General features: G+C 63.8%; 20 protein-coding genes and 1 pseudogene. 7 read left to right on the top strand and 14 right to left on the bottom strand.

Annotated features, from left to right (window positions below):
• Positions 1–119 precede the first annotated feature (119 nt).
• From BLQ39_RS14530 to pdxA, 7 genes are all read right to left on the bottom strand, one after another.
• The gene (locus BLQ39_RS14530) at positions 120–1,166 is read right to left on the bottom strand and encodes an ABC transporter permease (RefSeq protein ID WP_092325076.1); all 1,047 of its coding nucleotides are present in this window, start codon (positions 1,164–1,166) and stop codon (positions 120–122) included.
• Positions 1,163–2,677, bottom strand: a complete 1,515-nt coding sequence (locus BLQ39_RS14535; protein WP_092325078.1) for a sugar ABC transporter ATP-binding protein — start codon at positions 2,675–2,677, stop codon at positions 1,163–1,165. The genes BLQ39_RS14530 and BLQ39_RS14535 overlap by 4 nt, the downstream gene beginning before the upstream one ends.
• Before the next feature lie 83 nt (positions 2,678–2,760).
• Entirely contained in the window at positions 2,761–3,735 is a 975-nt protein-coding gene (locus BLQ39_RS14540; protein ID WP_092325080.1) for a sugar-binding protein, read from the bottom strand.
• A 107-nt stretch (positions 3,736–3,842) separates the two neighbouring features.
• Positions 3,843–5,324, bottom strand: coding sequence for a four-carbon acid sugar kinase family protein (locus tag BLQ39_RS14545; RefSeq protein WP_092325082.1), 1,482 nt, complete (start codon positions 5,322–5,324; stop codon positions 3,843–3,845).
• The gene (locus BLQ39_RS14550; protein ID WP_092325084.1) at positions 5,321–5,998 is read right to left on the bottom strand and encodes an aspartate/glutamate racemase family protein; all 678 of its coding nucleotides are present in this window, start codon (positions 5,996–5,998) and stop codon (positions 5,321–5,323) included. Before BLQ39_RS14550 ends, BLQ39_RS14545 begins: the two co-directional genes overlap by 4 nt.
• A 230-nt stretch (positions 5,999–6,228) precedes the next feature.
• Positions 6,229–7,005: a DeoR/GlpR family DNA-binding transcription regulator gene (locus BLQ39_RS14555; RefSeq protein WP_092325086.1), complete on the bottom strand. Its 777-nt coding sequence runs from the start codon at positions 7,003–7,005 to the stop codon at positions 6,229–6,231.
• Positions 7,002–8,024 carry a 4-hydroxythreonine-4-phosphate dehydrogenase PdxA gene (gene pdxA / locus BLQ39_RS14560; RefSeq protein WP_241986993.1) on the bottom strand — a complete coding sequence of 341 codons (1,023 nt, stop codon included), beginning with the start codon at positions 8,022–8,024 and terminating at the stop codon, positions 7,002–7,004. The genes BLQ39_RS14555 and pdxA overlap by 4 nt, the downstream gene beginning before the upstream one ends.
• A gap of 374 nt (positions 8,025–8,398) precedes the next feature.
• On the opposite strand from pdxA, the gene BLQ39_RS14565 reads away from it, so the two are divergent.
• Together BLQ39_RS14565 and BLQ39_RS14570 are read left to right on the top strand one after the other, a co-directional pair.
• Positions 8,399–9,376 (top strand): aldo/keto reductase, encoded by a 978-nt coding sequence (locus BLQ39_RS14565; RefSeq protein ID WP_092325088.1) that lies wholly within the window; start codon positions 8,399–8,401, stop codon positions 9,374–9,376.
• A gap of 55 nt (positions 9,377–9,431) precedes the next feature.
• Positions 9,432–10,268 carry an aldo/keto reductase gene (locus tag BLQ39_RS14570; RefSeq protein WP_092325090.1) on the top strand — a complete coding sequence of 279 codons (837 nt, stop codon included), beginning with the start codon at positions 9,432–9,434 and terminating at the stop codon, positions 10,266–10,268.
• Here BLQ39_RS14570 and BLQ39_RS14575 read toward each other — a convergent pair.
• Together BLQ39_RS14575 and BLQ39_RS14580 are read right to left on the bottom strand one after the other, a co-directional pair.
• Positions 10,265–11,116, bottom strand: a complete 852-nt coding sequence (locus tag BLQ39_RS14575) for a class II fructose-bisphosphate aldolase (protein WP_092325092.1) — start codon at positions 11,114–11,116, stop codon at positions 10,265–10,267. The genes BLQ39_RS14570 and BLQ39_RS14575 overlap by 4 nt on opposite strands.
• Positions 11,117–11,138: 22 nt before the next feature.
• Entirely contained in the window at positions 11,139–12,053 is a 915-nt protein-coding gene (locus tag BLQ39_RS14580) for an NAD(P)-dependent oxidoreductase (RefSeq protein WP_092325095.1), read from the bottom strand.
• Between the two features lie 175 nt (positions 12,054–12,228).
• Here BLQ39_RS14580 and BLQ39_RS14585 point away from each other — a divergent pair, with 175 nt between their 5' ends.
• A complete protein-coding gene (locus BLQ39_RS14585) occupies positions 12,229–12,930 on the top strand; it encodes a FadR/GntR family transcriptional regulator (RefSeq protein WP_092325097.1) in 702 nt (233 codons plus the stop codon).
• A 321-nt stretch (positions 12,931–13,251) separates the two neighbouring features.
• On the opposite strand, the pseudogene BLQ39_RS14590 reads toward BLQ39_RS14585, so the two are convergent.
• Positions 13,252–13,506 (bottom strand): annotated as a pseudogene (locus tag BLQ39_RS14590) (hypothetical protein); the annotation flags it as partial.
• 17 nt (positions 13,507–13,523) lie between these two features.
• Here BLQ39_RS14590 and BLQ39_RS14595 point away from each other — a divergent pair.
• Positions 13,524–14,021 (top strand): hypothetical protein, encoded by a 498-nt coding sequence (locus BLQ39_RS14595; RefSeq protein WP_198417113.1) that lies wholly within the window; start codon positions 13,524–13,526, stop codon positions 14,019–14,021.
• Between the two features lie 586 nt (positions 14,022–14,607).
• Here BLQ39_RS14595 and BLQ39_RS14600 read toward each other — a convergent pair.
• On the bottom strand, positions 14,608–15,573 hold the full coding sequence (locus BLQ39_RS14600) for a DNA topoisomerase IB (protein ID WP_241982883.1): 966 nt from the start codon (positions 15,571–15,573) through the stop codon (positions 14,608–14,610).
• A gap of 97 nt (positions 15,574–15,670) precedes the next feature.
• Between BLQ39_RS14600 and BLQ39_RS14605 the strand changes: the two genes are divergently transcribed.
• On the top strand, positions 15,671–16,918 hold the full coding sequence (locus BLQ39_RS14605) for an MFS transporter (protein ID WP_092325105.1): 1,248 nt from the start codon (positions 15,671–15,673) through the stop codon (positions 16,916–16,918).
• Here BLQ39_RS14605 and BLQ39_RS14610 read toward each other — a convergent pair.
• The 3 genes from BLQ39_RS14610 to BLQ39_RS14620 all read right to left on the bottom strand — a co-directional run bounded on the left by BLQ39_RS14610 (position 16,911) and on the right by BLQ39_RS14620 (position 19,742).
• A complete protein-coding gene (locus tag BLQ39_RS14610) occupies positions 16,911–18,476 on the bottom strand; it encodes a molybdopterin-dependent oxidoreductase (RefSeq protein WP_092325107.1) in 1,566 nt (521 codons plus the stop codon). The two genes, BLQ39_RS14605 and BLQ39_RS14610, sit on opposite strands and share 8 nt — an antisense overlap.
• A 582-nt stretch (positions 18,477–19,058) precedes the next feature.
• Positions 19,059–19,367: a thioredoxin family protein gene (locus BLQ39_RS14615; protein ID WP_092325109.1), complete on the bottom strand. Its 309-nt coding sequence runs from the start codon at positions 19,365–19,367 to the stop codon at positions 19,059–19,061.
• Positions 19,368–19,418: 51 nt separating this feature from the next.
• A complete protein-coding gene (locus BLQ39_RS14620) occupies positions 19,419–19,742 on the bottom strand; it encodes a metal-sensitive transcriptional regulator (RefSeq protein ID WP_092325111.1) in 324 nt (107 codons plus the stop codon).
• 84 nt (positions 19,743–19,826) lie between these two features.
• On the opposite strand from BLQ39_RS14620, the gene BLQ39_RS14625 reads away from it, so the two are divergent.
• Both BLQ39_RS14625 and BLQ39_RS14630 read left to right on the top strand, forming a co-directional pair.
• Positions 19,827–20,153, top strand: a complete 327-nt coding sequence (locus BLQ39_RS14625) for a heavy-metal-associated domain-containing protein (protein WP_092325113.1) — start codon at positions 19,827–19,829, stop codon at positions 20,151–20,153.
• On the top strand, positions 20,150–20,954 hold an 805-nt coding region (locus tag BLQ39_RS14630), incomplete at its 3' end, for a cation transporter (protein ID WP_143006486.1). The genes BLQ39_RS14625 and BLQ39_RS14630, both read left to right, overlap by 4 nt.

Below are 20,954 nucleotides of genomic sequence, written 5' to 3' on the forward strand. Positions count from 1 at the left end.
GCCTGGGTGGCGGCACGGCCGACCTTACCGTGGGCTCCGGTGATAAGTACCTTCATGATTGCTCCTTCTGTGCTGCAGTGTTATGCGCGTCCGTTCGACGCGCTGTTGTGATGTGCGTGTCAGTTACGTTGCTTGCGCCACATGTTCAAAGCGACCGCGCCCACGATGATCACCCCGCTAAACACCTGCTGCCAGTAGGCGGAAATGCCCAGGAGGATGAGCGCGTTCTGGATCAGCAGGAGGAGTGAGGTTCCGAGTGCTGTTCCCAGGATTCCGCCCACTCCGCCGAAGAGGCTTGCTCCACCGATAACGGCTGCCCCGATAGCCAGCAGCTCGTATCCATTCCCGGCAGCGGGCTGGCCCACGCTCAATCGCGCGGTTTCCAAGATCCCTGAAACGGCGGCGAGGGTCGAGGCGATGACGAAGACCGAGATCTTCACGCGTCGGACTCGAATGCCCGACAGCTTTGCCGCTTCCTCATTTGATCCAACGAAGTAGACATGACGGCCGAACGTGGTGCGGGTGAGCACGAGGTGCGCCGCGATGGCGACGATCGCCGCGACCCAAACCGGGATGGGAATACCGAGATAGGCACCCTGTCCAATGAACAGGAATTCGGACGGGAACCCACTGATCGTCGAGCCACTGGTAATGCCCAGGGACAAGCCGCGGGCCACAGCCAACATGCCAAGCGTCACGACGAACGAAGGTATGCCCATGAACGCATTGATTGAGCCGTTCACGAGCCCCACAACGGCACCCCCGACCAGGGCGAGAAGCACTGCCACAATCGGCGAGATCCCCAAGTTTACTATGAAAACGCCGGTCAGGACGCTAACAAACGCGACCACGGACCCCACGGACAGGTCAATTCCGCCGATCAGGATGACGAAGGTCATTCCTACACTGATGATCAGGGCAAGACCGATCTGCCGTCCGACAACCGTGAGGTTCCCGGCTGTGAAGAAGTATGGAGAAGCCCACGACAGGTAAACCACGAGGAGAATCACGACCGCGGCGAGGGTTGACTCGCGCGCGGTGACGATCTTCCGCAGCGTTTTGCGGGTCTTCTGGCCCAGCGTCGTACGCGCAATCGCTGGTGCAAGCTGGTTGGTACTTGACGCCCCGTGCGTTTCTTGCTTCACGATCTCTCCATTGCTTGTCATGAACCGTCCTCCTGTACTCCTGTTGCCATAGCCATGACCCGCTTCTCGGTTGCCTGGGCAGCGTCGAGTTCGCCGACGCCGTAACCCTCTCTCATGACGAGGATGCGGTCGGCGATTCCCAAAACTTCAGTCAGCTCGGAAGAGATGACCAGCACCGCGACGCCTTCGCCGGCGATCGTACGGATCAGCTGGTAAATCTCGGCCTTCGCGCCAACATCGACGCCGCGCGTGGGCTCATCGAGGATGAGCAACTTGGGGAGTCGGGCAAGCCAACGAGCCAAAACCACCTTTTGCTGGTTCCCGCCGCTGAGGGTGCCGGCGGCGACTTCGATAGCCGACTCTCGCAGGCCAAGCTGCTTCGCATATCTGCGAGCGAGTTCTCGATCCTGGCGTTGCGACACTACGGACAACCGGCTGATCCTGGGCAGAGAGGCCGATGACATGTTCTCTCTGACGGGCAGCCCCAGGAATAACCCTTGGCGTTTCCGGTCCTCGGGCACGAAACCGATCCCTGCAGCCATTGCCTCATTCGGCGTCCGCAACGCCATCGGCTGTCCGTCAATGAGGATTTCTCCTCCGCGGCGCTTGACCGCACCGAAGATTGTCATCGCTGCGTCGCTCCGACCGGCGCCGATCAATCCGGCCAGGGCAACGATCTCTCCTGGTCGAACCGAAAAGCTCACGTCGTGCAGCAGCGCCCCGGAGCTGAGTCCCCGCACTTCCAGCGTGGGGATCGCCGTGTGGTCCACGGGAACGGTGCGCACCCCGTAGAGGTCTTCCAGTTCACGGCCAACCATCATCTGGACGATGTCGTTCGGGCTGGTTGTCTGGGCATCGCACACGCCCACAACCGATCCGTCACGCATGACCGTGATCCGATCGGCGATCTCGAAAATCTCACGCATGCGGTGCGAAACGTAGATCACGCTCACGCCGGTGGCGCGGAGCTGGCGCACGAGCGTGAGGAGGGTCGCCACTTCCTCTTCGGTCAGCGAAGAGGTCGGCTCGTCCATCACGACAACGCGAGCGTCGACGAGCAGCGCCTTCGCAATCTCAACCATCTGGCGCAGGGCGATGTTGAGGTTTCCGACGATCTCGTCTGGCGAAATGTTAATTCCGAGGCTGGTCAGGAGCCGACTGGCGCCGCTCTTCATCGCGTGGAAGTCAACGGTCCCGAATCGGGTCTTCGGCTCCCGACCAACGTAGATGTTCTCGGCAACGCTGAGATCATTGGCCAAGTTAAGTTCCTGATAGATGACAGCGATTCCATGGGCCTGCGACTCACGAGGCGAATGGACCTGAACGACCTGGCCGGACACCTCGATGACGCCTTCATCGGCACGTGCCGCACCGGCGAGTATCTTCAAAAGTGTGCTCTTGCCGGCACCGTTTTCCCCGACGAGAGCCATCACCTCGCCCGGCTCGACCGACAAGCTGACATCGCGAAGTGCGGTAACGCCTGGATACCTTTTGACGATACCCCGCATTGCGATGAGCGTGTGCTCAGCCATTGCTGCTCCCTTGTGCTTGGTACGGGTGTGGATGACATGCGGGGCCGGCGGATTCTCAGCCGACCCCGCAATCCGTGTGGATGCTAGTGCGCGGTCTTCTGGAATTCCGCCAGCGTGTCGGGAGTGACCGTCACGACGCCGGTGTCGACCACGAAGTCCTTCTCCAGCTTGGACGACTTGTTGTGGAAGTCAACCAGGATCTGAAGTGCCTGTGCGGTCATTCCGAAGGGCTTCTGCGAGATGAGCGCATCCACGCAGCCGTTGTTCATGCCCTCAACACCCTGCGGAACAACGTCGAAGCCCACGGCCTTGACGGTTCCGCACTTGTCGGCCGACTTTAGAGCCCCGGCGATACCGGGAAGGTCGGAACCGCCGATGCCGATGAATCCGGCGAGGTCCGGGTTGGCCTGAAGGATCGTCTCGGAGGCTGTCTGCGCGGTTGCGACGGATTCACCGGAAACCTCGGTGGCTACCAGCTGGATGTCGGGGTGCTTCGCCAATGCCTTCTTGACTCCCTCGAGGCGCTGGTTGAGGTTGACCGCGCTCAGGCTGCCGATCACAACCGCCACCTTGCCCTTATTGCCGACGCTCTTGGCCAGAGCCTCGCCTGCCTGGACACCGGCAGCGACGTTGTCCGTTCCGATGTAGCCCAACACGTCGCTGTTGGGAACCGGCCCGTCCCACGCGATGACCGGGATGCCAGCCGCCGTCGCCTTGGCGATGTTGTCGAGAACGCTCGCGGGGTCATTCGGTGAGATGGCAATCCCGGCAGGTTTGGTGGCGAGGATTGAGTCGAAGATGGCTACCTGTGCGGCGGCATCGTCTGTGTCCGGGCCGAGGAACTTGGCCGTGACGCCAAGTTTGGCCGCTTCGTCTTCCATTCCCTTGCGGGCGTCCACCCAGTAGGGGTTGTTGAGGGACTTGGGAAGGAACACGTAGACCGGCTTGTCACCGGTCGATTCTGCCGCCGGGCTGGTTTCGGTGGTCGTCGCGCTGCAGCCCGAGAGGGCGAAGGCTGCCGCGGCCAGCATGGCGGCGGCGATGGTGATTTTTCGCATTACTACTCCTTTGTAATCAGTGCATAGAACTGTTGCCGTGGGTACTGCTGCTCCTGGTGGACACCGTTTCTCGACCGCGTCCACTCGTAAATGACGATTCGTTGTTCTTATAGGCCCACGCCCGCCTGATTGCCTCGCAGAATACGGACTGCGTCCGCGAGGGTGGACTCATCCCCGACATTGCCGGCGAAGACGACGTACGGGAGGCCCTTTAGCCCCCGCCCGATACCGCCTTCGTGAACCCAGACCGAAACGATTCCGGGAAACAATTGTCCGACGACCGTTGCACGGCGAATGTCGAGCCCCTCTGTGGCCACGTCGCTTGAGGTTATTCCACCCTTGGCAAGTACCCATTTCAGCGGGACTTCGTCGACGGCTCGCGCAGCTAGCGTCACCAGCGCGTGCGATACGGCCTGAGCGATTACGAGGCTGGAATGACCCGAATCTCCCACGATTTGCTGCCTGCTTGACACGAGCAGCGCATCGGTTCGGTTGAGGGCTGCCACCAGGGCATCACCGCACCGGGACATTTCGTCGTCGGCCTGCGCCGGATCGAGCAGTCTCGGAACGTCCAATTCGATGGTTGCCAGATCGGCGACATCGCGCTTCAACCGCGCGACCTGTCGGGTGGTCAATTCAACATGGGAACCGACGACCACCAACCCGTTTCCCGAACGTTCTCCAGAGGCGAAGACCTCATCATGGGAGAGCGGTGCCCGACCCTTGATGCCGAGCCGCGCCGCGACGAAGGAGGGGCCGGTGCGGCTCAGTACCCGAGCCCCGTCCCCTTCCGCCAGGATGAGGCCCAGGACGACAACATCGAGATCGGCCTCATCCAGCGCATTGACAATGATCGGGGTGGCGTTTTTGCAGCTGCGGATAACGTCACGCACTCGTTCCGCCCCACCAACCCGGATGTCTTCGAGGCTGAGGCTGAGAACGCTGTCCGATGAGACGGCCGCGTGCGTTTTCTCCTGCACGTAGTCCCGCAGGTTGGAACTGGTGAACCCGAAGGTCGCATCCTGCGCGTAGTTCGTCTGGCCGACCGGTACAAAAGAGGTTCCGGTGCCGACATAGTGGACGTCGCCCTCGGTCACCCTTCCCGCCGCAATATACGCAGGGGCGATGATCAAGGCGTCGTAGGGCGTACCCGCTGAACGAGCGAGATCGATGAGCACGTCCGTTTCCAGGGGGTAATGCCCGCGCAGGGTCGAGTCGCTGCGTGTGATCAACGTGTAGTGCGCGCCCAGCTCGGTGGCGACTCGGTCGATGACGTCAGCGACGTCCCTAATGGTGGCCCGAGCTTCGTCTTGGTTCAGCCCTCGGGTGTTGGTGAGGATGAAGAAGCCATTCGCGGGCTGGTCGAAAGCCCAGTGAAGATCGTCAGGGGTCCACCCGGTGAGCACCGGGACACCCTGAACCGACTGGCTTCCCGTCGGATCGTCATCGAGCACGATCACCCAGGTTCGGCTGGCGGCGTTCGCTTCGCGAATCTGCAGGCGGGCCTCGGGCAGGCGCAGGACGGGGGGTCCGGCGACCAACAACTCGTCGGCATCCCTCACCTCCTCGGCGAGGTTCTTCGGCTTCATTCCCCGAGTTCCGCGACGCGCTGGGCCAGATATTCCACGCCGATGCGGGGGCTGGACAACACCGGAAGCTTCGTCTGCTCGTGCAGGCTGCCTGCAAGACGATTCATAGATGCCTGCGACAGGACGATCATGTCAACACTCTTCGCCAGATCCATGGCCTGTTCGGTCACCATTTCGTCGTGCTTGGCACGGTCTCCCGACATCAGCACATCGAAGGCACCGCTGCACAACCTCTGCTCGATCGTGACCGTTCGCCCGATCTCCGCTGCCCGTGCGGAGATGAGGTCAGAAGTCGGTCCGAGCGTGGTGGGGACGGTGGCCAGGACACCGATCTTGGTTCCCTCGCGGGCTGCCTGTATGGCCATGGCCTCGTCGATCTTCACGATGGGCGTGTGAACGCTGCGGGCAGCGACGTCCAGCGCCGGGCCCAGCGACGAGCACGCCGAGAAAATGATATCGGCGCCGGCCGCTTCTGCCGCCTGCGCAAGATGCGTCATCCGCAATGCGCTGTTCGCCGAGATCCCCTGCTCGCGAACGACCGTGGCAAGGACGTCAGAGTCAACGAAGTGAATGACCTCGGCGTCCGGAATGAGCTCTGCGATGAGGTTGTTGATCACCGGCTCCACGGAGACAAACACGAAGCTGGTATGCAGGATCGCAATCTTCTTTGACACGACTAATCTCCTTTGAGGTAAGACGCAGGACGTCTGATGACTTATCTTTATCGAAGCGCGCGAGCTTGTCAATCCGGTAAGGTAACAATTCCGAATCGGCGGCCACGGCAGGGGCCACGGCAGGGGCCACGGCAGGGGCCGGGCATCCTCACAGGTACCGCGCCGGGCGGCGGCAGAGGCCCGGAGGGCGCGCCGGAAGACCCGAAACCAGGCGGGCACGGCGGCGGCAGTTACGCGCTCAAGCCGTCCACGACAACAACGGTGACGCCCTCGGCGACAAATGCGTCGACGATATCTTCGGAAGCGGAATTGTCCGTGACGAGATTCCACGGCAACGGAAGGCGAGCCCACGCATGGAACGGGCTCTTGCCCAGCTTGGCGCCGTGTGCAAGAACGTAGATCTTTTCTGCTCTCCGCGCCATGAGCTCCTTGAGCCTGGTCTGTTCCAGGTCAGCCTCGCAGATGCCGTTGCCTGGCGTGACGGCGTCGGCGCTGAGGAAGACTCGATCGAACGTCATTCGTTCCAATGCGGCTTCCGTCAGCGACCCCAGGAAACTTTGGCTCAGCCGACGCAATCGACCTCCCAGGCATTCGACCTGGATGCCTTTGGCATCTGCCAGTTCCTGGAGCACGGTCAACCCCACGGTCGCAACGCGAAGATCCCTGGCCGAGCGCAATTCATGGGCGACGGCAGCGACGGTGGAGCCGGCATCCAGCAGCAAGCTCTCGCCTGGCTGCACCCGGGCCGCGGCCCATCGTGCGATGGCACGCTTTTCCTCGTAGGCCTCGCCCATGCGTTCCCGTAATGAAGCTTCGGGGTGCGCGACGAGACCGAGTGCGCCTCCGTAGGTGCGGGCGAGCTTGCCTTGTGCGTTCAATGCCGCGAGATCCCGGCGAATTGTTGACGCCGTGACACGGAAGTGGATAGCCAGATCCTCGACGTTAGCCGTACCCGCCGTGGTGGCCAGGCGAACGATCTCCTCACGGCGGGTTTCCGACGGTGTCATGCGGCCACGCCCGGGCGAGTGGCCATCTCTGCTGCTTGGTGCAGCGCTTCGACCATGCTTCGCGGGTCCGCAATGCCCTTTCCCGCAATGTCAAAGGCGGTGCCGTGATCAACCGAGGTGCGAATCACCGGCGTTCCGACCGTGATGTTCACACCGGCTTCGATGCCCAAGACCTTGACGGGACCATGACCCTGATCGTGATACATCGCTACGACCAGGTCATAGTCGCCGCGACCAGCCAGGAAGAATAGCGTGTCTGCCGCAAGAGGACCGTACACATCGATGCCTGAACCACGCGCCGCCCTGACGCCGGGCTCGATCTTCTCGGCCTCTTCGCCCTGGCCGAACAGTCCGCCCTCGCCGGCATGCGGGTTGATAGCGCAGACGCCGATTTTCGGCTGGGGGTTGCCCGCCCGCACTAGCGCCTCATGCCCACGGCGAATTGTGCGTTCCACCAACCCCGGGTTGATCTTCCTTACAGCGTCCACCAGGCCGATATGCGTCGTGACGTGGATGACCTTGATTCGGCTGGTTGACAGCATCATCGACACTTCATCCGTTCCGGTCAGGCTGGCGAGGAGTTCTGTGTGGCCCGGATAGAGGTGGCCGGCCGCGTGCAGCGCCTCCTTGTTTAAGGGAGCAGTACAGATTGCCTGGACCTCACCGGACATGGCCAGCTCCGCTGCGACTTTGATGTATTCGTAGGCCGCGTGACCTGCCGCCGCGGACAGTTCTCCCCAAGGCAAGTCCTCAGGCAGCAACGCCAGGTCGATGACGTTGATCCGGCCCTGCTCGAACACGGCATCGGCAACGCTGTCGACGGGCACGATCGCGACCGTGGCCCCGATGAGCTCAGCGACTTGCCGCAGCCGGAGCGCGTCGCCGATGACAACGGGCCGGCTTTCCGCACTCGTCTTCGGGTCCAGGAGCGCCGCAACCACAATTTCGGGTCCCACGCCCGCACCGTCGCCCATCGTCACTGCTAGGACGGGCAGGTCCTGCGGTTCAAAGGTATTCATGAATGTGCCTTCCTAGGCATCTCCGGCTGGACGGTCCCGGCTGCCAGATATGCGTGGACGCGGTCGAGGATGGTGCGCAGGCTGCCGTGCCCTCCGAAAGTTCCGGGTCTGGTGACGACAAGCGTGTTGCGGTCGGTAAGTGAAAGTACCGCCCCATGTTGGATTTCGGCCGGCGGCTCGAGCCACGCAATGCCTAGTGCGTTCAAAACGGAACGGGCTGCGCCACGATGCGCGTCATTCCTCACCTCTCCGATGCCCTCTTACCGTCCACGTTCACAGCGCTCCTGCGCACATCACGCTACTTGGCTTGCGCGTTTTGCGCAATCATGGCAGGGTAATCCACAGAAGAAGACCTGGCTGAAGGAAGTACGCCGATGCATGGAACGCATGTCGCAGGCCTCGACCTGCCCATCTCTCACGTTGCCCTCGGCACGATGACGTTCGGAGACACAGTCGACGCTGCCACGGCTGCCTCGCTGATCGACGCTGCCCTGGATGCAGGCATCACCGTGATTGATACGGCCAACGTGTACGCCGGTGGAGCGAGTGAGGAAATCCTGGCCTCACTCCTACCCAAACGCCGCGATTCCGTTCTGCTAGCGTCCAAGGCGGGCATGCCGAATCCTGACGCCGGGGAGCACTCCCCGCTCTCCGACGCCGGTCTGCGCCGCTCTGTCAGCGGCAGTCTTCGCCGCCTGGGAGTCGAGCGCATCGACCTGTTCTATCTGCACCAGCCGGACCGCGCCACTCCCCTGGAGGAGACCATGGGCGCCGTCGCGGAACTCGTTCGGCAGGGGACGATCGGCGCTCTGGGCGTCTCGAATTTCGCTGCCTGGCAGATCAGCGAACTCAATTACGTCGCGGATGCCATCGGCACCCCGCGTCCCGTCGTCGCGCAACAGCTCTTCAACCTGGTGGCCAGGCGCATCGAGGAAGAATATCTTGAGTTCGCCGGCGCGACCGGCCTGCTGACCATGGTGTACAACCCGCTGGGCGGCGGTTTGCTCACCGGAAGTCACCGGTTCGCCGAGCTGCCCACTGAGGGGCGTTTCGGAAGTTCGAAGCTGGCGGAAATGTACAAACAGCGGTACTGGGATCCTCGGCTCTTCACCGCGATCGATTCCCTGGCAAAGATCGCTGCCGGCGCCGGCATCACGCTCATCGAACTGTCATTGCGCTGGTTGATGAATAGACCGGACGTCGGCGCTATCCTGTTGGGCGCTTCGCGGCTCGAGCAGTTGCACTCCAACATCCTCGCGGCGGAGAAGGGCCCGCTGGCAGCGGATGTGATCGCTGCGTGCGATGACGTGGGATTGACGCTCCGAGGCCCCATGGCCAACTACAACCGTTAGACACTTGCCCCAGAGCCGAGAACATCACGCACCACCCCAATAGAGATGAGAACCAATGCCGACCATTCCCTCAATCGTCCTCAACAACTCCGTCAAGATCCCCCAGCTGGGCTTCGGCGTATACCAAATCGAGCCTGGCGATGTGCGCGCTGCAACCGACCGAGCGTTGAAAGCCGGCTATCGCCACATCGATACCGCGGCGGCCTACGCCAACGAAGCGGGAGTCGGCGAAGCCGTACGCGCAAGTGGGATCCCGCGCGACGAAATCTTCATCACGACCAAGCTCCGCAACGCCGATCAAGGGCATGAAGGCGCTCTCAGGGCATTCGAGACGAGCCGCAAAGAGCTGGGGCTCGACGTCATCGACCTGTACCTGATCCACTGGCCCTACCCGCGCCACAACCTCTTCGTGGAAAGCTGGAAGGCGCTGGAGAAGCTTTATGCGGATGGTGTCGTTCGCGCCATCGGGGTGTCGAATTTCCTCCAGCCTCACCTCGACCGGATCCTGGCGGAGGGCGACATCGTTCCGGCCGTGAACCAGATCGAACTGCACCCGAGCTTCCAGCAGGCCGAGCTCATTGCGTACTCCGCCGCCCGTGGGATCGCCGTTGAATCGTACAGCCCCCTCGGCCAGGGACAGGATCTGACCGGTGCCGTCATGCGGAGCATCGCCCAGAATCATGGGAAGTCGCCTGCCCAGGTCGTGCTGCGCTGGCACCTGCAGCGCGGATTCATCGTCATTCCGAAGTCAGTGAGCGAGCATCGCGTGCACGAGAACATCGATGTCTTTGATTTCTCGCTCACCCAGGAGGAAATTGACTCGATCAATGGGCTCGAATCCGGGCTGCGGACCAGCGGCGATCCGGCCACTTTCGATTTCCCCCAGATCTAGTGGTTCGCGCGTCCTGAGAGCGTCTCCAGGGACGCAGTGGTGAATGCCCGCACCGTCTCCCGCCAGAGGTCAAGGATCCCTAGAAGGTTCTCCCCGTCCTCGCGGTGAGCAAGGATTTGCATCTGCAGCATGGACAGAACTCCGGTGCGCAGTTCTGTGTTGAAGTTCACCTTCCCCACCCCACTCGCCGGTGCCTGTGCCAGGTCCTGGGCGGCCAGTCCGGACGCTCCGTGGAGCACCACAGGGACTTTGGTTCTGCTGGTGATGTCAGCCAGTACATCCCAGCGGATCCGGGGCTCGCCTGCGTACCGTCCGTGCACATTGCCGATCGCAACGGCGAGCAGCTGCGCCCCGGAACGGGCTACAAAGTCGGCCACCTGCCCGGGATCGGTGAGTCCGGAGGCGTTCAGGGCAAAGGCCCTGTCCTCGTCCCCGGCTAACCCCCCCAATTCCGCCTCCAGCACAATTCCGGGGTCGCCGATGGCGTCCCGTGCCGCCCGAACCAGCTGGATGTTCTCCTCATAGGTCAGGGCGGAGCCATCCACCAGGACGGCGTCGGCGCCTGCAGCCACTCCAGCCAGGATGGCCGTGATGTCACTGGCATGGTCAAGCTGGATGGAAACGGGAACCGCGGCAGCGTCGGCAAGTCCCCGCAGGGCACGGATGAGTCGAAGCCCGACTGGCGAAGCGGCCGTCTTGGGTGCAACGAGCAGGATCACCCCCGCCCCGATGTGTTCCGCGGCTTCCACCACGGCCAGCGCCGTCGTGAAGTCGTAACAGGTGAAAGCGGGCACCGCAGCTCCGCGGGCGAGTGCGGTCCGGACGAGGACGTCGAGTTGAGTGCGCATATGAGACTTCCTTTGTGTTGGGTCAGGACCGTTTGGATGGTGCGAGAACTTTGATGATGGCGGAATCATCTGCCGCACCCAGGCCCTGCGCCTGGCCCAGCAGGTAAAGCTGTTCTGCGGCGGCGGCCAGCGGGGAGGGCGACCCGGCGGCGCGCGCGGCTCGGCCGACGATCCCCATGTCTTTTACGAAGATGTCCAGCCGGCTGAGCACCTGGGCGCCATCCTCGTCGTACGCCTGGAGGATACGAGGGCCGCGGTTGGACAGCATAAAGGAGCCAGCAGCCCCAGCCTCAAGCGCCTCGAGAGTCCTGGCCAGGTCCAGGCCGAGGGCATCCGCCAGCGCCAGCGCCTCGGCGGCTGCCGCAATGTGCACACCGCAGAGCAGCTGATTGACCGTCTTCAGCGCCTGGCCGTCCCCGGGCTTGTCTCCAACGATGGTGAGAGTGGAGGCGAGACACTCCAGAACCGGCCGCGCCCGTTCCAACGCCCGGGGCTCGGCCCCCACGATGATGAGCAGGTCGCCTGCGCTGGCCCGCAACGGTCCTCCCGAAAGCGGTGCGTCCACGAGGGCGACGTTCAGGTCGGCCAACCTCTCCGCCGCCGGGATCGCATCACTGCCGACGGTGCTGGTCAAGATAACGACGGAACCAGACGACAGTGCTTCGGCCACTCCGGTTGCACCGAAGAGCACGTCATTGAGTTGCTCGCCGGTTCGCACGGCGACTAGGACAATTCCTGCTCCGGAGACGGCGGCAGCAGCGGTATCGAAAGTCTCCACGCCGACGGCGGCAGCCAGAAGTCTCCGATCCTCATGGAGGTCGAAGCCGTGGACTCGGAACTGCCGGACCAGCCGGGTGGCAATGGGTAGGCCCATCGCACCAAGGCCCAGAACGGTGACGATGACCTGATTGGCGTGACTGTCGATCGGCGTTTGCATGGCGACATCTCCCGAAGATTGATGGCTGAACACGCTCAGGTTCGCACTGCGCGCGTGTCTGACATCTTATCTTTAGTAAGATCTGAACAGCGCGCGAGTCAGCGCGCTATTGCCGTACCCGTCGCGTGTGTGTCACACCGTAAGCTGAACAGGAAATTCCCGGGAGGAGAGCAGCATGGCACGTCAGTCACTGGTGGGCATGGTATCGGATGACCTCCTTAACCGGATCGTGTCCGGTGAATTCCCGCCCGGGTCCACCCTGCCGGGCGAGCTCGAGCTCACGGCGCAGCACGAGGTCAGCCGAATGACGGTCCGCGAGGCCGTCAAAACCCTGGAAGCCCAAGGCGTGGTCCGGATCGAGCGCGGGCGCGGCACCTACGTGAATGAGTTGCGGCGCTGGACATCGATGGGGGCCGTCCTGCGCGCAGCCGCCGAGGGCGAGAACGACGCCACTGCAGCGGTTCAGCTGATCGAACTGCGCCGAATGCTGGAGTCCGGTGCCGCCGAACTCGCTGCCCGCCGCATTACCGCGGAAGAACTTGAGAGCATGCTCGAGCACGTGACAGCAATGGGCGAGGCTCACGCGGCCAACGATGTCGGCCGCTTCGTCGAAGCGGACCTCGCATTCCATGACGTAATCTTGCACGCCTCGGGCAACGTATTCGTAGCCGTCCTTTTCGCACCGCTGTCACACGTTCTTTCAGCACGGCGCGCCCAGACCTCCAAAATCGTGCAAATTCAGGCGAACGCCCTCCGCGAACACGCCCAAATACTTGAAGCTCTGGCCTCCGGTGACCCCGAGCGCGCGCGACTCGCGATGGACAGCCACATGGCCCAGACCATGAGCGATCTCAAGACCTACGTTCTTCACATTTGAATCTTTGGATCTAACGTGGATCATGTGCCCGCTCCTTAGCGTCCGCGATCTCCCGGGAATCAGGCTTCCAGTCTGAATGGCAACCCGCAATCACGAGAGCGTCGATCGAATCCGCCCACGCCCACCCCAGTGGGGAGTTGACCTGCAGCCCGCCGAGGAGCGCTGCCGACAGATAGCTGCTACTGGTCACGGCGGCAGGGTGCGGACTTAGCCTCGATCCACCGATCGGCGTGGGGCTCGGGTCGGGCTCTGACCCGGGTTGGGGCTGTTGGGCGCGGTTGAACGCGGGGCCTCGCTGCCCGTGGTGTTCCACTCGTGGTTCTAGTCGTTTGGTTCGGGGGTCTTGTCGTCAGCTGGGCGCGGGTCGGGGCGCTCGGTGCTGTGGCGGAATAGGGTGGTCCACACGATTTCCCATGGCCATTGACCGGGCAGGTGGAGCATTATGCGTCTGGCGGACAATACGATCCTGGCTGGGACGGTGACGAATTTGCGTCGGATGGTGGCCGTGGTCGCTTTGGCCAGGTCGGTGCCGGCGATGGTCGCCGCGGCGCGGGTGAGGTTGAAGGCCATCGCGGCCGCCGTTGTCTGTCGCAGTGCTGCCGATCGTCGCGGTGTCGTCGACGGCCAGCCTCGGGGAGGGCGCGGGCGCGGCGGCGGCGCTCATCGCCGCTTACGGCGCTGGCAGTCTCGCAGGGTCGGTCGATGTGATGATTCGCCCTCTTCGAGGTGATGCGGACGTGCTCATGCCCTATCTCGCCCTGATCGTCGCTGCCGCTCTCTTCGCCGTGTTGCTCGTTCCGAATCTCACCGCCGCGGTCGTCGCCTATGCCGCGGTCGGCATCGCGAACTCGTACTTCTTCGCCGCCACTCTCGCCGCGCGTAGCGAACACTCCCCGGCCGCCGCGCGCGGGCAGATCTTCGTGTGGGTCGGCGCCCTGAAAATCACCGCAGGCTCAGCCGGAACCGCCGCCGCCGGTGCGCTCATCGGCACGGCGCTCCACCTTCCAACGGTCTTCGCCGCCGGCATCGCCACAGCCGCAGCGATCGTCGCAATCATTGACCGCCGGTTTAGCTCTCCCGGCCCGCGCTGAACCGCGACGTGGAACTGCTAATCGCCAGCGCTGCCCGCGTAGGTAGTGACCCGGACAGCTTCGTTTCGCTTGCGCGCGTCATGACGGTCGGCTGTGCCACCAACGATGAATTGTCTCGCTATGTCGCTCGCAAGGGGGACCCTAACCGCACTCGCCCGCGCCGCGAATGGGCTGCGGCGCTCCGACTGAAGAGTCGCTCCGTTTACCCCGCTTGAAAGAACTTGGCTCTCAGCGGGCGGCGAACGGCGCGGCTTCCGACCGACTTCATGCCGAGTTTCGCGGGTGCCACTTTGAGTGCCAAAAAGCCTCGGAAAGTGCCAGAACAGCCCGTATCGATACGTAGCAACTGGTGAACTACATCCACCAACTTCCGCGAAATCACGCGGGACTTGGGGATGGGAAGCCGCCGAGACTCGCAGTCCGGCTCGCATCAGTTGTTCTTGGTTCGAGTTCAGGTGCCCCAGCTTTAACCCCTGAGTTTCCGCGGAAACCAGGGGTTGTTTTGTTTCAGACACCCGCGACAGGCTGCAGACGTTATGAATGCTCGCAAACGCCGCGTCGCCGAGCTGACCTCATGCACGGACAGTCACCTGATGAGCAGGCTTCGCAGTGCCGCTTCGCCGGAGGCGAGCCTGGTCGTGCCGATGGTCTCGCCCGCGATGAAATAGTCGAGTACGCGCGGATCCACGTAACTCTTCCGCGCGATCGTGGGCGTATTGCCGAGCACGTCCGCCGCATCCTGCATCGCCTGCGAGACCGCAGCGTTGCGTTCGCGGATGCTGTCGGCCGGTCCGGCCGCCGCCAGGCTGACCGCCGCGACGACAGTTCCGCTCAGGGTGCGAAAGTCCTTCGCGGTGAAATCAGATCCCGTGCGCTCCTTGATGAACGCGTTGATCTCGGTGGCGGTGAGCGCACGGCGCTCGCCGCCCTCCGACCAGCTCAGAACAGGGTCGTCCGGGGAGCGATTGCCCTCCCGGAGGAAAGCGGCGAGGTCAGGATCCCTGATGCTGCTCTCCCAGACCTGACCGCTCTTGGCGGGAAAACGCAGGAACAGGGTGTCGCCGTCGAGTTGCACATGCGAGCTGAGAAGGGTCGAGAGGCCATGGCTGCCGTGCGCGTCGGTGTAGCGCTCGCTACCGATCCGCAAAGACCCGCTGTCGAGCATCCGGAAGGCCGCAGCCAGCGTGCGTTCGCGGGACTCTCCGTCCTGGCGCAGCCAACGGGTGACCGTTCCCCGTGCCGCCGGAAGGGTCTCGGCGAGCGCGAGCGCCCGATCGAACTTCACTCTGTCCTGTTTGAGGCGCCACGCCGGATGGTAGAGGTACTGTCGGCGGCCGGCGTCGTCCAGTCCCGTCGCTTGGATGTGGGCGTTCGGATGCGGTGCAATCCAGACATCCGTCCATGCCGGGGGGATTGCCAGGGCATTGAATCGGGCCCGCAATTGCGGGTCGGTTACCAGTCCACCGGCCGGATCCCGGTAGCTGAAGCCGCGCCCCGCACGCCGCCTGGCGAAGCCGGGCTTCGTCGTGTCGCTCCGTCGAAGTCGGGTCACACGGTGAAGATACCAGAGCTGCGCCAGAACCCGGCGCGGAAGCATTTCGGCGCCTCGACATAAATCGTCGATGGCTCGGGGCAGCTAGGGTTTGCACGTGTCGTTGGGTAGAGGGTTCAGGCAGCTGTGGGCGGGCAGTGCGGCCGGCAATCTGAGCGACGGCCTGATTTTCGTTGCGATACCGCTGCTCGCGACATCGTTGACGACGGATGCGATTCTCATCGCCGGCCTTGCCGCCATGTACTCGGCGGTGCGTTTGCTCGTGGTTGTCCCGGTCGGGGTCTACGTCGATCGGTTCGACCGTCGAACGATCCTGTGGATTACGAATCTCAGTCGGGCGGCGCTGCTGGTCATTATGGCGGTCCTGTTCGCGATCGGCCTGGGTTCCATTCCGCTTCTGTACATCGTCCTCGCCGGCGTCGGAATCCTGGAGACTGCCGCGGACAACGCGGCACTTTCGATCCTGCCGTCCGTTGTTCCCGCCAACAAACTGGACCAGGCGAACAGCCGCATCTCGGCAGCTCAACTCGTCGCCGATGAATTCGCGGGTCCGCCACTGGGCGGCTTCCTGTTCGCACTGGGGGTGGCGGTTCCGGTCCTGGCCGCCGGCGGCCTCTACACGGCGGCCGGGTTCTTCTTCCTCGCGCTCCCGCGCAAGGGCGCCGTCAACGCCCTTTCATCGCCTCGCCGATCCGTGTTCCGTGAAGCCGCCGACGGCGCCAGTTGGCTCCGCGGGCATCGCCTGCTGAGCGGCCTGGCTGTCGTCGGCGGGCTCGCGAGTGTCGCGTACATGATGCCGTTTTCCGTTCTGGTCTTGTTTGCCCAGCACAGGCTGGGACTTGGCCCAGCGGGGTATGGCCTGATCCTGGCGATTTCCGCACTGGGCGGTCTTGTCGGCTCGATCGTTGCTGCTCCTCTACGGTCACGAGTGGGATACGGATGGACGATCGTGGGAAGTCTCTGCCTCGGAGCCGTGGCCATGTTCGCGCTAGCGTTCGTCCGGATCCCGTGGGTGGCCGCCGCTCTCCTGGCCGCGTACATCCTGCACTCCGTCGTGTGGGGAATCTGCGTGGGGTCGCTTCGGCAGCGCCTAGTTCCCGAGGGCCTTCGGGGCCGGGTCAATGCATCGTCCAAGGTCCTCGGTCTCATCGGTCTCACGGTGGGCGCGGCTCTCGGCGGGGTGCTCGCGTCGTCGCTGTCCTTGTCAGTACCGTTTCTGGTAAGCGGCGCCCTTTTCGTCAGCTGCGGTGCGATCGTGCGGTGGCTCTTCCGGTCTGACCGGCAGAGTTCAGGGTCAGCCAAGACGCCGTGGACCAACTCGGCGCCAGGCCCAACCTTCAATTGACCCGGATCAGTGTCTTCTGCCAGCCGGTTGAACCGTTGGGTGCGATCGGGCTGGGCTCCTGCTCTTGCAGCTTGCCGTTCTTGTCGGTCGCCCGAACAGCCACATAGTGGGTGCCCGAGGATGCGTTCCAGTCCAGATACCACTGAACCCAGCTGTCCTGGTTGACCGGGGTCGACAGCGTCGCCTGCTGCCAGTCGCCGTCATCGATGTTCACCTCGACTGCTGCGATGCCGACCGTTTGCGCCCACGCCACGCCCGCGATCCTCGTGGATCCCGGATCGATGGCCTTATTGATGCGGGGCGTGTCGACGCGGGACGACAGTTTGATCGGCGCCGTCGCGCTGTACCCGCGGGGAGTCCAATACGCCGTGTCCGCCGCGAACGTCGTCACTTTCAGCTCGGTGAGCCATTTGGTGGCAGACACGTAACCGTAGAGCCCGGGCACGACCATCCGCACAGGGAACCCGTGCTCAAGGGGAAGCGGTTCGCCGTTCATGCCGACCGCGAGGATCGCGTTCAAGCCTGGGTCGGTCAGGGACGACAGCGGGGTGCTGGCGGTGAATCCGTCGGCGCTGCGCGACAGGACCATGTCGGCGCCCGATCTCGGCGATGCCAGGCTCAGGATGTTGCGGATCGGCACGCCCAGCCATTTCGCATTTCCAACCAGGTTGCCCCCGACCTCGTTCGACACGCACGTGAGCGTAATCACGTACTCGTCGAGCCCCATCCCGACGAGGTCATCGAAGCTCAGGCTCACCTGCTTGTCGACCAGGCCATCGATGGTGAGCCGCCACGTTTCGGGATCGATGGATGGCACGCTCAGCGCGGTGTCCACGCGATAGAAGTCCTTGTTCGCCGTGAACAGCGGAGATATGCCCGGAATGCGCAGATCGGCGCCCGCTGGAATCGTCACCGTCGAACGCGGCGCCGGCAGCTTCAGGGCTTTACGGATCCCGGCGATCGACGAGCTGGTAACGTTCACAACTCGTGCTCCGACGCCGACGACGAGAGCGATCGCTCCCGCCGTTGCCGCGAAGCGGATGAAGCCTCGCCGGTCCAGGGCCGCACGCTGCATATCCGGTTCGGCCACACTGTCGCGCCACGAGCGCAGTCGTTGAGCCAGCAGATACAGCAGCACACTGCCGGCCACGGTTCCGATGATGGTCGGCAGGGAGGCGAAGGGTGTGGCCGCAGCTCTGGTGACTGCGGAGGCGACCGAGGCGACGCCGGCGACGACCAGGACTGCGACACCGATCAGCGGGCGGACGAATTCAAGTACCCCTGCGGCCGCTGCCGCGATCCCGATCCCGACACCGAGACCGATCAGAAGGAATAGCTTGTCGTTCGATCCAAAGGTCTGGATCGCGAACTCCTTGGCCCACTGCGGCACGATGTCGATGACGAACGAGCCGACCCCCAGGATGGGGCTCCCGTCGCGCGCGATGAGCAACGCCACCAGCTCGGCGACCGCCAGGAATGCGCCGGCACTCACGACACCGGCAATGGCAGCCCACGGCCAGAGTCGCCGTCGCGTGGTGGTGAATTTGCTCGTGTCCATTATTGCCTCCGGCTTCGCCGGGGCGAGAAAACCCCTGCTTACCTGTATTCGGAGCCGATGCCATTTTGGATGGCCATTGCGCAACACGGATGCCGGAGGAATTTCTCGGTGTCCCGGCGCGGGATTGGACACCGCCGATGAGCAACTCGCCGTAAGTGATTCAAGGACCATCTCGGTCGCGCAACCGGGACGCGATCGGACGGCCCGAGTGCGCAATCGTCGATCTTCGCCCTATTCGCGCACTTTCTTCATGGGAACCTCTTGTGGGACGGTTGGACATGGTTCTTTCCGAATGCCTCGTCGCCGCCACGCCCCTTGTTATCTGCCGACCCCGGAAGGCGAGGTCGGCGGGCATCGCGTTACACCTCAGGCTGAATTCTTAGCCAAACCGCAAGGGGGCAAGAATGTCGTCCGCGATGCAGACGCGGCTTCGCGGAGCGTCGGATCGGTTATCGGAGGTCGGGGTGGAGTCGAAGGGCGACCCACAGGCCACATCGTCGGCAGGCCTCGGAGTCTCCGAGCGCGTGGAGACGACGGCGCGGGAACGGACGGCCACAGCAGGAACAACGGATCTCCGCCTTCTCATCCATGAGACGCCAGCGCCTCCTGAAGCTGTCCTTGCGTCGGTCGGCCAGCGAGGCCCTCGGGTGTCATGTAAACCCGGCACGCGAGGTCGTTGGTGCGCCCAGCAGAGGGAAACAGATCAGTGCCGTCAATGAGGATGGTCGGAGAGCCAGCGAATGGCACCTGCGCCGCCGCGGCGGATGAGGCAACGAGCGTGTACGTGATGACCGTAACCTGATGGCCGGTCGCATCCAGCGCCACGCGAAGGCGACGACCCGCTTCTTCCCAGCTGGGGCAATCGTCGATGTGGAGGATCTCCGCTTTCATGACGTGCTCCCGTTTCGTCGAAGGGCTCGTTCAATCAACAGAGCGGTGGGACTAAGAGCGGACCAATCGCGCGATCGCGGCCGAGGCCTCGCGCATCTTCAGGTCCGCCTCGTCGCCCCCAGCCGCGGCGGCATTCACGACGCAGTGGTTCAGGTGCTCGTCGAGAAGCCCCAGGGCCACCGACTGGAGGGCACTCGTCATCGCCGAAATCTGGGTGAGGATGTCGATGCAATACTTCTCGTCCGTCACCATGCCCTGCAGGCCCCGGGCCTGCCCCTCAATCCGGCGCAGGCGTTTGAGGTAATCATCCTTATTCGAGATGTACCCGTGCGGGCCGGAATGCGTCGCGCCCGCCGCTTCGGTCGATTCGTTCATGACACAACTATACCCCCTGGTGGTATCCGGGGGTATAGTAGATATGTACCCCTGGGGGGTAACACTGATCGAAAGGGACTGCTCATGTGCACGACCAACCAGAATGACCTTGGCCTGACCGACGCGTCCTGCGCCTGCGGAACGCATGCTCACGCACCAGCGGGTGCCGCCTCGACCAACGTCGGACTGACGACGAGTACCTTCGAGGTGGCGGGAATGACCTGCGGGCACTGCGTGAAGAGCGTCACCGAGGAACTCAGCCAGCTCGAGGGCGCAAAGAACGTGGAGGTCGCCCTCGTCTCGGGCGGCGTCTCCAAAGTCACCGTCTCCAGCATTGGCGCGCTTGACCCTGACGCGGTCGCGGCCGCGATCGACGAGGCCGGCTACGAGCTGGTGACCCCGGCCCGATGAGCGGTCAGCAGGTCGAACTTGTCGTAGGCGGGATGACCTGCGCGTCCTGTGCGGCGCGGATCGAAAAGAAACTCAACCGCATGCCGGGCGTCGAGGCATCGGTCAACTACGCGACCGAGAAGGCCACCGTCTTCGTGCCGGACGGCACGACCGTCGAGCAGGCCATCGCGACCATCGAGGCGACCGGTTACACGGCCGAGCTGCCGGCCCCTCCCGCTCTGCCGGATGCCGCCGACGAGCCGGACGAGGAAGTGAACAGCCTGCGCCGCCGGCTGCTGGTCTCCGCGGCGCTCGCCACGCCCGTCGCGCTGATGTCGATGATCCCCGCGCTCCAGTTCACGAACTGGCAGTGGCTCGCCCTCACCCTCGCCGCGCCCGTCGCGGTCTGGGGTGCCTGGCCGTTCCACCGCGCGGCCTGGGTCAACGCCCGCCACGGAGCGGCCACCATGGACACCCTGATCAGCGTCGGCGTGCTCGCCTCGCTCGGCTGGTCGCTCTACGCGCTGTTCTTCGGCATGGCCGGGATGGCCGGCATGACGATGGAATTCTCCTTCACGGCCGAGCCGGGGGCCGGGGCCGACGAGATCTACCTGGAGGTCGCATCCGCGGTCACCGTCTTCATCCTGGCCGGACGCTACTTCGAGGCCAGGGCCAAGAAACGCTCCGGCGCGGCGCTCAAGGCGCTGCTCGAACTGGGCGCGAAGGAAGCAACGCTGCTCCGGGACGGCGTCGAAACCCGGGTCCCGACCGCCTCGCTGATGGTCGGCGACCTGTTCGTCGTGCGCCCCGGCGAGAAGATCG

The sequence above is a fragment of the Cryobacterium psychrotolerans genome (assembly GCF_900101115.1).
Lineage (GTDB): Bacteria > Actinomycetota > Actinomycetes > Actinomycetales > Microbacteriaceae > Cryobacterium > Cryobacterium psychrotolerans.

What these genes read in the sequence shown, in the direction of transcription:
- BLQ39_RS14530 (WP_092325076.1), bottom strand. Translation starts at nt 1,166, where the DNA reads ATGACAAGCAATGGAGAGATCGTGAAGCAAGAAACGCACGGGGCGTCA.
- BLQ39_RS14535 (WP_092325078.1), bottom strand. Translation starts at nt 2,677, where the DNA reads ATGGCTGAGCACACGCTCATCGCAATGCGGGGTATCGTCAAAAGGTAT.
- BLQ39_RS14540 (WP_092325080.1), bottom strand. Translation starts at nt 3,735, where the DNA reads ATGCGAAAAATCACCATCGCCGCCGCCATGCTGGCCGCGGCAGCCTTC.
- BLQ39_RS14545 (WP_092325082.1), bottom strand. Translation starts at nt 5,324, where the DNA reads ATGAAGCCGAAGAACCTCGCCGAGGAGGTGAGGGATGCCGACGAGTTG.
- BLQ39_RS14555 (WP_092325086.1), bottom strand. Translation starts at nt 7,005, where the DNA reads ATGACACCGTCGGAAACCCGCCGTGAGGAGATCGTTCGCCTGGCCACC.
- pdxA (WP_241986993.1), bottom strand. Translation starts at nt 8,024, where the DNA reads ATGAATACCTTTGAACCGCAGGACCTGCCCGTCCTAGCAGTGACGATG.
- BLQ39_RS14565 (WP_092325088.1), top strand. Translation starts at nt 8,399, where the DNA reads ATGCATGGAACGCATGTCGCAGGCCTCGACCTGCCCATCTCTCACGTT.
- BLQ39_RS14570 (WP_092325090.1), top strand. Translation starts at nt 9,432, where the DNA reads ATGCCGACCATTCCCTCAATCGTCCTCAACAACTCCGTCAAGATCCCC.
- BLQ39_RS14575 (WP_092325092.1), bottom strand. Translation starts at nt 11,116, where the DNA reads ATGCGCACTCAACTCGACGTCCTCGTCCGGACCGCACTCGCCCGCGGA.
- BLQ39_RS14580 (WP_092325095.1), bottom strand. Translation starts at nt 12,053, where the DNA reads ATGCAAACGCCGATCGACAGTCACGCCAATCAGGTCATCGTCACCGTT.
- BLQ39_RS14585 (WP_092325097.1), top strand. Translation starts at nt 12,229, where the DNA reads ATGGCACGTCAGTCACTGGTGGGCATGGTATCGGATGACCTCCTTAAC.
- BLQ39_RS14610 (WP_092325107.1), bottom strand. Translation starts at nt 18,476, where the DNA reads ATGGACACGAGCAAATTCACCACCACGCGACGGCGACTCTGGCCGTGG.
- BLQ39_RS14615 (WP_092325109.1), bottom strand. Translation starts at nt 19,367, where the DNA reads ATGAAAGCGGAGATCCTCCACATCGACGATTGCCCCAGCTGGGAAGAA.
- BLQ39_RS14620 (WP_092325111.1), bottom strand. Translation starts at nt 19,742, where the DNA reads ATGAACGAATCGACCGAAGCGGCGGGCGCGACGCATTCCGGCCCGCAC.
- BLQ39_RS14625 (WP_092325113.1), top strand. Translation starts at nt 19,827, where the DNA reads ATGTGCACGACCAACCAGAATGACCTTGGCCTGACCGACGCGTCCTGC.